Here is a 14,031-nt window from a genome sequence, read left to right as displayed (position 1 = left end):
TACAATGATTTTCGGAGGGTCAGTAAGCGAAGATCGCGTTGAGCTGGAAGTAACCCGGATCCTCGTCCGGGAACAGCGCGTCGAAGCCGTCGCCGGCAATCAGCGTCGCGTACGAGGCGCGCACCACCATGTTCTGCGACATCATCGGCCGATAGATCACCGAGGCCGACACGTCGTAACCGATGTGCTTGTCGATCGGCCCCTGATTGCGCGCGACCTCGATCACCGTCGGATCGTCGAAGTACAGCGTGTTGGCGTTGAAGGACAGCCGCAGCTCCGGCATCAAGTCCATATCGACGCCCAGGCCCGCCATCAGCACGCCCGGATTGGTGAAGTTCGACTGACCTTCTTCCTTCGACGAGCGCAGGTTGTTCAACACGCCGTTGCGGGTCGCGAGCGCGACGCGTCCGCCGCCGATCAAGGGCACGGCCTGGCGGATGAAGTAGCTGGTATCGGCGCCGGCGAACTGCGGATTCTCGAACACCGCATCGAAGCCGTTGGCCTCGTCGTCGAACGGATCGTCATCGCCGCTGCCGTACAAGAGCGAGATGCGCGGACGAATCCAGTCGAAGTCCATCGACAGCTCCGCCGCCGCGAACAGCGCGCTGATGTCTACTTCCTGATTGACGAACACGCTCGGCGTCTCGTCGCCGATGGCGTAGTACACGGAGGTCGTGAGGTTGACGCGGCCGAAGTGACCGTCGCCGTTGTAGCCGACATAGGTCACGTCGTACTCGCGCAGGTTCTCCAACCCGAGCGAGGACGGCCGCTCGATGAAGCCATTGTTGTTATAACGCAGCTCGTCCTCGCGATTGCGGTTGTGGAGCACCGTCGCCTGCGACGTGAAGCCGAGCACGGGGAAATCCTGCCGATAGAGGTTGACGACAAACACGTCGTCCTCGCGCAGATCCGCGCCGACATCGTTCAAGCCGCTGTTCGTGTCTTTTTCCAGGCGGCGGAAGTAAGCAATGTTGTATTGCCACTTGTTGTTGCCGCGAGTACCGAACAGACGCGCGCCCAGCTGATTGTCCTGAAACAGGAAGCCGCGGAAGTCCGACGAGAACGGCTGGATGCCGATACGGAAACTGTCGAAGTCGTAGTTGTCCGAAACGTTCCGCAGGTGCCTGTCCACGAACGCCGCCTGCAAGCCGACGAACGTGTCGTCACGCGTCAGGCCGCGGCGTGCATCGGCATTGACCGCCTGCACTTCCTCGAGCTCGGTGTAATTGTAGGAAATGACGGGAGTGACGCGGAATTCCCAATCGGGTGGCTTGAAGACCGTGTTGCCTTTGTAATAGACGAACTCGAAGCTCATGTTCTGCGCCACCGACCATTGATCGGAGCTGCCGAACACATCGATGCCGCCGGGCCTGTCGGTCGAGATCGCGCCGATGGGCGTGGGCACTTCGCGCATTTCATAGATCGTGTCGGAGATCACACCGAGGTTGAAGAACCAGTCCTCGCCGACCACCGGCTTGTCCGCCTTGAGCACGTTGCGGTTGTAGGGATCCCACCAACGTTCCTTGTAGCCCAGGGTGTCGACGATGCGCCAGCGATCGGGCATGGGCACCGAGTCCACGAAGTCTGTGAGACCCGGCCGCGGAATCGGCGAAACCGACGCCGGCGGCGTACGTTCCATCACGCGTCGCCGCGGGGCGCGACCGGTATCTTCGAGCGGCGGCAGCGGCAGCACCTGCTGCGCTTCCGGCGATGGCGGCGGCACACCTTCACCCGACGGCGTGGTCGGTTGCTGTGCGCTGCCCTCTTCCGGACACGGCACTTCGGTGTAGCCCGGCCGGCGTCGCTTCACGACGCGGCCAACGTCGTCCTGATAACAAACTTCAGCGGCGGTCGCGGTCTGAGACCATGCAGTCGCCGTGACTACAAACGTGCTGATCGTGAGAAGAGCAGCGGTTAGCGGTTGGCGGTTGGCGGTTGGCGGTTGGTGAAGAGAAGATTTGGGCAACGACATGTCGTCACGCCCTCCCGATCCCCATAGGAACTGAGCCTCTTGACTAACCGCCAACCGCCAATCGCAAACCGCTAACCGCTTCCTCCTCACGTCACTTCCCTCCACAAACGTTGTCGTCCGTGCCGTCGATGAACGGCGCCTGGGGACACTGCACGTACCGCAAGCGCACGCCCTGCGGCAGCAAGGTGTCGGCGCGCATCTCTGCCGGAGCGTTGTTGATCGCACCGCCGAGCGTCTGACCTGCGTTGTGCAAGCCCATGAACGCGACCATGTCATCCTGATCGATACCGTCGCCGGATACGCCGACGGCGCCGATCAAAGTGCTGCCTCGATAAACAGGCACGCTGCCAGGGAAGATCTGCAGGCCGTTCCCGAGGCGCACACCCGTGATCGTCTGCCCGACGCTGCTCAGGTCGGCGGCGAGTTGCACTCCCGCGCAGCCCGGTGCGACATCGGGAATTCCAGGCACGCCCGCGACGAACAACACATGCTGAAGGACCGCGTTCATCGACAGATCGAGCTGCATGCCGGTCGAGAACGGGCTCCACTCGCCCACCGGCTTGCTCAACGGCCCTTGGTTGGCACCCGTGATGCCGTCGGGAAAGAACGGGCGCGAGAGGTTGCCGTAAGCGCGATCGGTGTAGGCGACCTGTCCATCGGCAAGCGCGTTGGGATTGGCGATGAAAGAGCGCAGAGCATTCACGTATCCACTCAATGGAATTGAACGCACGACGCTCACCGCCGCATCGGTCGTGCTCAGATATCTGGCATCCGGCAGGGTCGCGATGAAGCTCGCCGCTGAACTGGACGACATGAACGCTGCCGTCCGCGCCTTTTGCAACGACACGTCCGTGCCGAACAGCGGCGCGTCTCGCGTGCGAGCAACGCCCAGGATCTCACCTTGCGAGTCGACGACGGAGATCGTCACGCGAGCTTGCGATCCCACCGGACGCCGGATCTGCGCACGAGCGCGATTCGCCACATCGAGCGCCGATTGCAACAGTGTGCGCACTTCAGCTTCACTGAGCACCGCTCCGCCCACAATAGCCGCATCCGTGCCAGCGCGCGGCGGGTAGCGCAGATTGTTTGCTTCATCGACCAGCACGAAGGCGTCGCGGCCAGGGAAGTTCTGATCGCCATCGGGACGCACACCAGAACCTGGCTGACCGAACACAGTACCGTCGCGAACGACGCCATCCGTGTATCCAGGCACCGTGACCAGTCCGCCCACCGCCGCGGTGAGCGTGTCGAAACCGGGCGCGGACTGCGGATCTGCGCTCAGTTCGGCGAACTCCACGTCGGTGAAGCGCAGCACTTTGCCATCGACGGTGATGCGATCGGCGCGTCGATCGACCGGCGCGCTGTAGCTAAACGTGGCGGCAAGCGCAATCGCCTCGTCCACGTCGATGTCACGATCGAGAATGCTCTTGTCGATGGTGTAGAAGCCGTCGGCCAGCACACCGACGCCGCCCACCACCGTGCCGTTCTTGTACAGCGGGAAACCGCCCGGGTCCGCCGACAATCCGAGCGGCGTTCGCTGCGGCCCCGGTCCCGGCGCGCCCGTGAACGAACGAACCAGATCCGAGCACGCAAGCGAGCTGAACTGCACCCCGAACAAAGGGCCGGCCGGCTGGAGGTCCTCGCCCGGATTGAAATGATCTTGCACGATCTGGCTGGCGACGCGCGTCGAGAATGCGTTGCCTTCGGAGGACAGATACGCACCGGTCACGGCCTTGGCGATGGCAGCCGCGTGATCGATGTTCACCATCGCGGCCTGCACCGGCAAACGAATGCCTTCCAATCCACCAGAGATCGGCGCGTCGCCGTTTGGGGAAGTCGTCACGGTGACTGAGCGCGTCGACGGATCGCCCATCCGATACACGGCGAGCACATTGCCCACGCGATCGACGACCGCGATTGTTGCATTCGTGCCGCGTGCTTGCGCTTCAGCAACACCTTGCGCGATCACTCGTTGCACATCGGCGACGCTGAGATTCGAGGTCGACGTGCTCAAGCACGTGCCGGTGCAAGTGGGATCGCTGCTGTCCGTGCCGGTGGTCGGTGTGGTCGGCGAGCCGCCTGAACACGCCACCAGGAATGCCGCCGTAAGCGGCAGCAAGCTCCGCCACGCGCGAATATGTGAAGTCTGTCTCATGATCCAGCGAGTTCGCCCGCAGGCGCCGGTTTGGTTTCGCGGGGCCGACTCAATCGAGTCGTGATGCGCGGGCTCGCGCCGTTGCTGAAGACGTCCAGCAACGACGGATCGCGCGGGTGATACTCGTGACAGCTCACGCATTGCACGGTGACTCGCTCGGCCGCAGCCTTATCGCCATGACACTCGGTGCATTTCGTAAGGCCAGGCACCATCAGATCACTGGCGTCCTCGGATTTTTTGGCTGCATGGCAGGACAGGCACGCATCGTCGCCAGTCAGCTTGTTCTGAATCTGATGGCTGCGATGATCGAAGCGATTTGCGGGGAAGTAATCGCGCGCGAATTTGATCGGGATGACCTGGAAGCGCTCGAATACATTCGGAGCTTGTGTGTCGACCACGGCGTGACAGCCGATGCAGCCGCGACGCGTGAATTGACTTTCGATCTCCTTGCGAGCGCTGCGCATGGCGCAATCGAACGGCACGCCCGTGCAGGTCTCCTCTTCATCCTCGCGTCCCGGCAAGCGCCGGCGCTCTCGCGTCACCTTGCCCATGTTCGGATCGGAGAACTTGCGGGTGAAGTAGTCTTGCAGTGTGAGCACGACTTCGCGCGGCTTACCGTGCGGCAGCTGACGATCCGGCGCGCCGGGATCGAACGTCAGCTCGTGGCACGACGAGCACTGCCCTTCCATCGAGATCGGCGCGAAGTGTTCGCCATCCGGCTCGAGGCGATGACAGTCGGCGCAGTTCATCGGCTTGCTGTCGCCGCGACGGAGCACCTGGTTGGGATCCAGGTGCTGCTGATGGGAGAACTTCAGGTTCGACTGTTCCTTGGCCTTGTCGAGCTCGGCGATCAGCGTCTTCCATTCATACGCGACCCCCGAGCCCGCGGGCGCCGTCGTCGACGCCAGCAAATGTGCTTTGAACTCCGGATGACGCTCGAGGCCAAAGCCCAGCACCCGATCGACCTGGATCTGACCGAAGCCATGCTCGGGATCGCCGTGGCAATCGACGCACATGCTGTCGCCGCTGTTGACCAGAAAGGTCTGCGGCTCGTTGTGCTCGCGATGACAGGTCGCACAGCGCGGCGTCGGCCCGAGCTCTGTGAGCGCCAGGCGCGCGGGCATGATGTGATCGTGCGTCGTGCGGTGACACTCGTTGCACGCTGCATCCTGCACGCGTTGGAACAACTTCTGATGGCACGTTTCGCAGCGATCGCCAATGGCCTGCTGATGTACTTGATGCAGCGGACCGCTGTTCCAGAACTTGTCGCCGGGAATCCACGACGGCGTGGCCGTGCCCGAGTGGTGCAGCTTCATGACGAAGAACGGCAACATCAGCCCGAACAACATCACCAGCACCACGCCGGCCCACGCCATGGTGCGCTTGCCGAGCCAGGTCTGTGACAAATCGGTGCGGAATGCGCTCTCGAACGCGCTGGCGTCGACGCGATCGTTGGGCTGCAGCTCGATGGCCGCATTGAAGCCCGGCGGCGGCTGGGCGATGCGCAGCCGATGTCCGGCGAGCTCGATCACATCGCCGACGTTGAGCCTCGCGGTCGCACGCTTCTTGCCGTTCAAGCGGACGATCTCGCCACGCCGGCACTCCAGCCTCAGCTGCGAGCCCGCCAGCACAATCGTTGCGTGCTCGGGCGCAATGCCACGGCCCAACAACTGAATGTTCCGGTCGGCCGCACTGCCAATGGTCAGCTGTTTGCTGCTGATCTCGGTATCGTAGTACTCGGCGATACCGTCTGGGCCTTCCCGTAGCTCGCGTAACAAGGCGTCCATGCGCGGCTACCAGTAGAAGAAGGTGACGATGATGTGCAGCACCAGCGCGATCAGCAGCGCGATGGTGACGGGCACGTGGAAGTACAGCCAGATCTTCAACCAGCCGTACAAGCGGATGTCACGACGGATGCGCCGTAGCACCGCCTGCCGGCGGCACAATAGAACGATCAGCTGCTGCAGGTTGGCAGCCTCGGCGCCCTTGGCCGCTCGCGGCAGTCGGGTGCCGACGAAATCGATGACTCGCTGCTGGTCCGTGTTCCGGACCGGCTTGCCCTCGCCGCGCACGAAGTACGAGCCGTCACGACTGAAGAGCTGCGAATAAATGCCGCCGCCCAGCGTCGTGCGCTCGATGCTGCTGTCGACGGCGATGGCGACGTCCGGCGCGCAACGGCTCGCGACCGAGCGAGCATTGCGATCCAGCTCGAACAATTCGGCAAACAGCTCCGCGCGCGCCCCACCTTCGCGGTTTTTGGAAATGAGCTGGGGGTAGCTCATGTACGTGTACAAGCCGAAGAAGCCACTCAGAATGACCACACACATGAGCACATACGCAAGCGTGTGCAAATTCCAGCCAACCTGGATGCCGGAATGCAGGGTCGCGATGACGATGAGCGTCGAACCGAGGTACACGTGCGCCGAGGTCCAGCCTTGCACGGTGCCCGTCGTCGAGCTGTAGCGCCGCTTGCGGACGCCGAGCATCGTGAGCCAGACGATCAGCAGCGCGCCGACCGTGCCGAGCACGTAGCCCTGCCAGGTGCCGCCGTTCGGCGGCTGCGAGTCGCCCTGTGTGACATACAGAACACACGCGGCCACGATTAATCCGAGCGACCACCAGAGGTAGCGAGCGCCGCGGTACAAGAGCAGATTGCGGTGGATCACCGCTTCCGCTCCTCGACCAGATCGATGAACTGCTCGGGCCCGATGCGGATGGCGGCGCCGGTGGGGCACGCTCGCACACAGGCCGGCCCGCCTTTGAGGCCGACGCAGGCGTCGCACTTCGTTGCTTTCTTACCTTTGTCCTTGGCCTTCGCGGAGGGCTTGTAATCGGGCTCTTCGCCCGGCCCGCTGCCGGCCGCAAAAATCATCCACGACACCAGGCCCGGTTTCTTCGGCGCGTCGTAGACCATGCGGATCACGCCGTACGGACAATTCGCCTCGCAGTTGCCGCAGCCGATGCAGGTATCGTTGATGTAGACCTCGCCGCTCTCCGAGCGGCGCAACGCGTTCGGCGGGCAGTCCTTCATGCAATGAGGCTGCTCGCAGTGTCGACAGGAGATCGGAATGTGGATGTTGGCGAAGGTTGCGCCGGCTTCGCGATCCAGCCGCGAGACGCCTTCGTGCGTTTCGGCACAAGCCTTTTCGCAGTTATCGCAACCGACGCACAGCGCTTCGTCGATGACCAGGACGTTGGTGGCTTCGCCGAGCCCTTCGTCCATCAGGAAGTTCATCAACGTGCCGGCTTCCGGCCGCACCTGCATGCGAGCATTGTCGACCACTCGCCGGCTCACATCCTTTTGCAAGGGATCGAGGCGTGCATCATCGCGACGCGTGAGCTCCAGGAACTCCCTGCGCTTGATCTCGATCAGCTCGGCGGCCACGTTCGCCGTCGCTGTCTCGCGGCGCATGGGATCACCCATCAACGCCATCTCGCCGATCAGCTGACCGGAGCGGACCTGCGACACCAGCTTGTCCTCGTCGCCTTGACGACGCAGCAAAGTGATTGCCCCCGAGCGCAACACGAACAACGAATCGCCCACATCGCCTTCGCTGAAGAGCACCTCGCCCGCTTTCAGCCGGCGCAGCGTGACGCGCGTGGCGATACTGCGCAGCTCTCTGAGCGTCGCGTACGGAGCAAAGTGCCGCTGCAGCTCGCGCACGATGAAGATCCAATCGATGCCGCTGCGAACTTCCTCGTTGGAGTTCATCAGCTTCAGCATGGTCCGGCGCGGTGTCTCCACTAGGATGCAGCCCGGCCCCGCGACCGCTTTTTCCAAGCGTGGCCGGCCCGACAGCAAGCTCATCTCGCCGAAGAACTCGCCGCGGCCCAGACGTGTGCGGATCTTTTGGCCGCCGGTGGCTTCGAGCAGCACCTCGCCATCGACGATGGTGAAGAACGAGGTGCCGAATTCACCGGGCTGATAGATCACCTCGCCTTCGCGAATGACGCGGGTCATGCGCGGCTGCGGATCTTTCAGCGCCAGCTTCTTCTGCAGGAGCGTCATGCGCTTGCGGGCGTCGTCAAACTCGGCGCCGGCTGGGAACGCGACCAGCAGATCGCTCTCGATCACCAGCTCGCGAAACGCCAGCGCATTCATCTGCCGAAACATCGGAATCAGCGTCTGGAAACGCTCGACGATCTCATCGACCGAGCGCTCGAACGGCAAGCCGAAGAACTGATATTCCAGCAGCGGATGATCCGCCGGCTTCACGTCGTTGCCGTTGATGAACTCGATGACGTCATAGCCCTGGTTCATCGCCTGCTTGATCAGCGGATAGCCCGCCAGCGAGCCGATGATGTACACGCCCGGCACGTTGCTTTCGTAATGCCGGCTCAGCTCGGGAATCGCGTCATTGCGCTCGTTCGGAAACTTGATGCCGATGGACTCGACGAACTTGCGCGGCGGGATGGCGCCCAAGCGCGCAATGATCCGATGACACTGCACCGTCTTCTCGCCCGCGGGTGTCTGCATCACGACGGTGAGCGGCATCGCGCCGCCACCTTGGGTGACGCTCTTGATGCTTGTCTCGTAGTAACAATTCAAACGCCGGCGCGGATCGGTGATGGCCGCGACCACGGCGTTGAGGTTGGCGTCCTTGGCGCGGCTGAATTCCTTGCCGCGATTCAAGATCCAGACATCGTTCTGCTCGGCCAGCGCCAGGGCGTTTTCGATCGCCGAATCGCCCGCGCCGACCACCAGGATGGTCTCGTTGGCGAATTCCTTGGGATCGTCGAGCTGATATTGAACCCGCTCCAGGTCCTCGCCCGGCGCGCCGAGTTTGCGCGGATTGCCTTCAAGGCCGATCGCGAGCACGACGTGGGCGGCTTGAATGGTCTCGCCGCTGGTGAGCTGGATCGCGAACGCGCCCTTGGCGCCGCCGATCTTCTTTACTTCGGCGTTGTGACGGATGTTTACGTTGAGCTCACGCAGACCGTCGCCCCACGCCGACAAGATTTTCTCGCGGCTGCCGGCGCCGAAGCCCAGATCGCTGCGCAGATCCAGGAAGCCGGGTTCGGCCATCACGTGCTTACCCTTCTGGTAACGCTGGATGGTCTTGGCGTGCGCGCTGAAGCCTTCTAGCAGAACGTAGCTGGGGCTCGAGCGTCTCGCCTGTTGATCACGCGCCGCTGCGCGTGCAGCTGCGCTCAGGCCCGCCGGGCCAGCGCCGATAATTGCGATTTGGTACATGCAGAAACAAATGCGCCCGCACTTGCTCCTCCCTGCGATTGCTTGCGACCCGCTGCCATCCCGTTCACTTATATTTGTTAAATCGCGACGGATGCTACCGGCCCGGCCGCGACGCTAGCAAGGTGTCTACCGTGCGCTACGTCACGGAATCCAGGACGTTTGTAGCAGCGAATAGATGAGTCGGCGCTGGTTGGAGACTGGTGCGATCGATCTCAATGGTTGACTCGAGCTGGATTCGCCCGGACGGGCGAACTGGATGCGCCGGCAACGCCAACGACGCGCCGGTGAAAACATTCATCCGCCATACACGAAGCCCATGGTGTGATCGCCGCTCGAGCGCAAAAGTCAGGGTTTGCGGGCGCTGCGCGCCGACGTAAACTCAGGAAGGAATCAAAAGGAATCTCCGATGAAGATGCTCGCTGCCGTCGTGCTGTCCGCGTTCGCCGCCCTGCCGGCGTTCGGGCAATCACGGGAGTATCAGGGTCCCCGGCTGCAGGCGCCGGACGCCACCGACCAGATCATCGTGCGTTGGCGCAGCGGCGCGAAAGCAACGCTCTCGGCCGCACCGGCCCAGCGCGCCGGCAAGCTCACGAGCCGCTCGGGCCTAGCCATCCAGCACAAGCGCAGCAGCACTTCGACGACCGACGTATACAAGCTCGATCACGCCTTGAACGGCCGCGAGTTGCAGTCCGTGCTCGACAAGCTCGCGGCCGATCCCGACGTGGAATTCGCGGTCGCCGACAAGCGCCGCCAGATCCAGCAGATCCCTTCGGACCCGCTGGTTGCCAATCAGTGGTATTTCCTCAGCGCAGAACCTGCGGCCACTCACACGGATGAGGCATGGGACGTCACCACCGGCACCGCGAACACGGTGGTCGCGGTGCTCGATACCGGCATCCGCCCCGATCATCCCGATCTCGCCAACGATACGGATGACAATCCGGCCAACGACAAGCTGCTGCCCGGCTACGACTTCATCTCCGATGCCCGCGTGGCCAACGATGGCGACGGCCCGGACGACGATGCGAGCGATCCGGGCGACTGGGTCGATGCCGCCGACCGCGCGACCGCCTTCTTCGCCAATTGCACCGCCACCTCCAGTTCCTGGCACGGCACGCGGGTCTCGAGCCTGATCGGCGCCAAGAGCAACGAAGGCTTCGGCATGGCCGGCGCCGGCTGGACCACCAAGATCCTGCCCGTGCGAGTTCTCGGCAAATGCGGTGGCTTCGACTCCGACATCATCGACGGTATGCGTTGGGCGGCGGGCCTGCCTGTCGACAACGCACCCACCAATCCCAACCCCGCGAACATCATCAACCTGAGCCTCGGCGGCGATGACGAGTGCAGTGCTGCTTATCAAAGCGCCGTCGACGAAATCATCGGACAAGGCACGCTGATCGTCGCCTCGGTCGGCAACGACGGCATTCCGCCAGGCACGCCATCGAACTGCGAGAACGTGCTCGGCGTCGGCGGCATTCGCCACATCGGGACCAAGATCGGCTTCAGCAACCTGGGCCCAGGCACCGACATTTCCGCGCCCGGCGGTAATTGCGTGAATGACGGCCCGCCGTTCACCGACGCCTCGCCCTGCGTTTACCCGGTGCAAGTGGCGATCGACTCGGGCAGCACCGTTCCGGTCGCCCCCACGCACACCGATCGGGTGAATCGGCCCAACTTCGGCACCAGCTTCTCGGCCCCACTGGTGGCCGGCGCTGCGGCGTTGATGCACTCAGTCAACCCACGACTCACGCCGGATCAGTTCACCACGTTGTTGCAGGAATCCGCCTCGCCCTTCCCAACGTCGAGCGCTACGACCAACGCGATCTGCCGCGTGCCGACGACCTTCGTGCAAGGTGTCGAATGTATCTGCACGACGGTGACTTGCGGGGCCGGCATGCTCAACACCGCGGCCGCCGTGCAAGCGGCACTCAAGCCTTTCGGCATCGTGCAGTCGACGGCGACCATCGATCCGAATGTCGCGGTAAATATCAGCGGCGGCACCAGCTTCGCCGCGCCGACGCACACGGTGGCGAGTTATCAGTGGAGTGTTGTCAACGTTACGGGCGCGACGCCGACGATCGCCGACGCGGCGGCCACGTCGACGACGGTGCAGGTGAATGGCAACAGCCGCTTCACGTTGCGACTGCGAGTGACAGACGATGCGGGCGTGGTCGATGACACCGATTTCGCGATGGTCACGTCCACGCCGCCCGATGCGCAAACGCCGCCGGCCTCATCGCCAATCGGCCAGAGCAACGGCGGCGGCGGCAGCTTCGACTGGTGGCTGCTGTTCCTCGGCTTGTTGCCGCTGGCTCTGCCCGGCCCCCGCCGCCGCAAGGTTGCGAGCGGCTCAGCCGGTCGCAGCCACCGGCGTCGCCGCCGCGAGCACTTCGCGGAGTGATTTTTCGATGATATCGAGGCCTTCGTTGATGATCGCGTCGGACGCGGTCAACGGCACCAGCAAGCGAATCACGTTGGCGTAAAGGCCGCACGACAACAGCACCAGGCCGTTGGCAGCCGCGCGCTGAACCAGCGCCTTCGCCAGATCCGCATCGGGCGCATGCGGATCGCGGTTACGCACCAGCTCCATCGCAACCATCGCACCCAGGCCGCGTACTTCACCGACGCACGTGAACTCGCCCTGGAACTTGCGCAATCGTTGCATGAGGATGTCGCCAACATGATTGGCGCGCGCCGGCAACTTCTCCTTCTCCATCACATCGATCACGGCGAGCGCAGCGGCGCAGCTCACAGCCGAGCCTGCGTACGTTCCACCGAGACCGCCGGTAATCGGCGCGTCCATGATCTGCTGCTTGCCGACGACGGCTGCGAGCGGGAAACCTCCGGCCAGGCTCTTCGCCATGGTCATCAGATCCGGCTCGATGCCGTAGTGCTCGATAGCAAACATCTTGCCGGTGCGAGCGAAGCCGGTCTGGATCTCATCGACGATCAGCACGATGCCGTGCTTGTCACAAAGCGCGCGCAGTGCTTTGAGGAATTCCACGGGCGCCGCATAGAAGCCGCCTTCGCCGAGCACCGGCTCGATGATGATGGCAGCCACGCGTGAAGGCTCGACGTCGTATTTGAAGAGCTGATCGAGCGCGGCGAGGCTGTCCTCGGACGTTACACCGTGATACGTCACCGGAAACGGGACGTGATAAACATCGCCGGGGAACGGACCGAACCCCACCTTGTACGGCGACACTTTGCCGGTCAGCGCCATCGCCATATAAGTGCGGCCGTGGAAGCTGCCGCCGAACGCGATCACAGCGGAGCGCCCTGTGTGAGCGCGCGCGATCTTCACCGCGTTTTCGACCGCTTCCGCGCCGGTGGTGACCAGCATCGTCTTCTTCGGCGTCGGGCCCGGCGCCAGCGCATTGAGCTTCTCGGCCAGTTCGACGGCAACGCGATATGGCGTGATCATCACGCAGGTGTGCGTGAAGCCTGCGTCGAGCTGCTGCTGCACGGCCGCCTTCACCTGCGGGTGCAGGTGACCGGTGTTCAACACGGCGATGCCGCCGGCGAAGTCGACGTAACGGCGCCCGTCCGCATCCCACACTTCGGCGTTCTGCCCCTTCTCGATGTAGATGGGCAGCATGGTGGACATGCCCTTGGTGAGCGCAGCGTTGCGCCGGTTGTGCAGGTCTGTATTAGCTGACATGGGGGATCTCGAAACGTTGGAAACAAATGCAGGCGGGCCCGCGCTGGCCCGCCCACAGGAGTTGGCTAGCCCTTCGGCGCGAGCGTGGTCGTCGCGAGGTTGCGCAGATAGTCGTGGAACTTGGTGCCGAGGCTTTCGTGCTTCAAGCCGTACTCGACGGTGGCTTGCAGATAACCGAGCTTGCTGCCGCAGTCGTAGCGCTTGCCTTCGAACTCGTAAGCAAACACGTTTTCGTCGCCGAGCAGATCGGCGATCGCATCGGTGAGCTGAATCTCTCCGCCCGCGCCCCGCCCGGTGTTCTCGAGCTTGGCGAAAATGGTCGGCGACAACAGATAACGGCCGACCACGGCCAGCGTCGAGGGCGCATTCGACGGCCGCGGCTTCTCGACGATCTGTTTGACTTTGCTGATGCGGCCTTCGCGCTCTTCGGTTGCAACGATGCCGTATTTGTCCGTTTCGGCGCGCGGCACGGTTTCCACACCGAGCACACTGCCGCCCCGCTCCGCATACACCTCAGCCATCTGACGCAGGCACGGCGTCGGCGCGTCGATCAAGTCGTCGGCGAGGTGCACGAAGAAAGGTTCGTCGCCGACCACCGGCTTGGCGCACCACACGGCATGACCCAAACCCAGCGGCGACGGCTGACGAATGTATATGCAGCTGGCCCACGACGGCACGATGTCCTTCAGCGCCTTGAGCAAGTCCCGCTTGCCCTGCGCTTCCAGCGCCTCCTCCAGCTCGTGGTCGGAATCGAAATGGTCTTCGATGGCCCGCTTGGAGCTGCCGGTAATGAATACGAGCTTGCGGGCACCGGCCGCGAGCGCCTCTTCGGCGGCGTACTGGATCAGCGGCTTGTCGACGATCGGCAACATCTCTTTGGGACTGGCCTTGGTGGCCGGCAAAAAGCGCGTGCCGCGCCCCGCCACTGGAAACACTGCCGTCCGGATCTCGGTCGTCGATACTTTCGCCACTGCACATCTCCGCGTTGGTACTTAAGGGGTGCGACGCCGATGATATCGCAAGCGGCTGCGAGCGGAGGGGTGACAAAA

At 63.4% G+C, this 14,031-nt stretch carries 8 protein-coding genes; 1 reads left to right on the top strand and 7 read right to left on the bottom strand.

Going from position 1 to position 14,031, the window contains the following annotated elements; genetic code table 11:
- Positions 1 to 19: 19 nt before the first annotated feature.
- The 5 genes from EK373_RS31410 to EK373_RS31390 all read right to left on the bottom strand — a co-directional run bounded on the left by EK373_RS31410 (position 20) and on the right by EK373_RS31390 (position 9,321).
- Entirely contained in the window at positions 20 to 1,972 is a 1,953-nt protein-coding gene (locus EK373_RS31410) for a hypothetical protein (RefSeq protein WP_198683796.1), read from the bottom strand.
- 91 nt (positions 1,973 to 2,063) lie between these two features.
- Positions 2,064 to 4,127, bottom strand: a complete 2,064-nt coding sequence (locus tag EK373_RS31405) for a heme-binding protein (RefSeq protein ID WP_129649321.1) — start codon at positions 4,125 to 4,127, stop codon at positions 2,064 to 2,066.
- Entirely contained in the window at positions 4,124 to 5,914 is a 1,791-nt protein-coding gene (locus tag EK373_RS31400; protein ID WP_129649320.1) for an FHA domain-containing protein, read from the bottom strand. Before EK373_RS31400 ends, EK373_RS31405 begins: the two co-directional genes overlap by 4 nt.
- Before the next feature lie 6 nt (positions 5,915 to 5,920).
- Positions 5,921 to 6,727, bottom strand: coding sequence for a hypothetical protein (locus EK373_RS31395; RefSeq protein ID WP_129649319.1), 807 nt, complete (start codon positions 6,725 to 6,727; stop codon positions 5,921 to 5,923).
- Between the two features lie 62 nt (positions 6,728 to 6,789).
- Positions 6,790 to 9,321 (bottom strand): cyclic nucleotide-binding domain-containing protein, encoded by a 2,532-nt coding sequence (locus EK373_RS31390; RefSeq protein WP_129649318.1) that lies wholly within the window; start codon positions 9,319 to 9,321, stop codon positions 6,790 to 6,792.
- 406 nt (positions 9,322 to 9,727) lie between these two features.
- On the opposite strand from EK373_RS31390, the gene EK373_RS31385 reads away from it, so the two are divergent.
- Complete coding sequence (locus EK373_RS31385; protein WP_129649317.1) at positions 9,728 to 11,722, top strand: S8 family peptidase; 1,995 nt, start codon at positions 9,728 to 9,730, stop codon at positions 11,720 to 11,722.
- On the opposite strand, the gene gabT is transcribed toward EK373_RS31385, so the two are convergent.
- Entirely contained in the window at positions 11,672 to 12,982 is a 1,311-nt protein-coding gene (gene gabT / locus EK373_RS31380) for a 4-aminobutyrate--2-oxoglutarate transaminase (RefSeq protein WP_129649316.1), read from the bottom strand. The genes EK373_RS31385 and gabT overlap by 51 nt on opposite strands.
- A 65-nt stretch (positions 12,983 to 13,047) precedes the next feature.
- The gene (galU, locus tag EK373_RS31375) at positions 13,048 to 13,953 is read right to left on the bottom strand and encodes a UTP--glucose-1-phosphate uridylyltransferase GalU (RefSeq protein WP_129649315.1); all 906 of its coding nucleotides are present in this window, start codon (positions 13,951 to 13,953) and stop codon (positions 13,048 to 13,050) included.
- Positions 13,954 to 14,031: the final 78 nt, after the last annotated feature.

The sequence above is a fragment of the Peristeroidobacter agariperforans genome, from assembly GCF_004138335.1.
GTDB lineage: Bacteria > Pseudomonadota > Gammaproteobacteria > Steroidobacterales > Steroidobacteraceae > Steroidobacter > Steroidobacter agariperforans.
The sequence above is the reverse complement of the archived record's forward strand: the minus strand, read 5'-3'. Positions and strand labels throughout refer to the sequence as shown.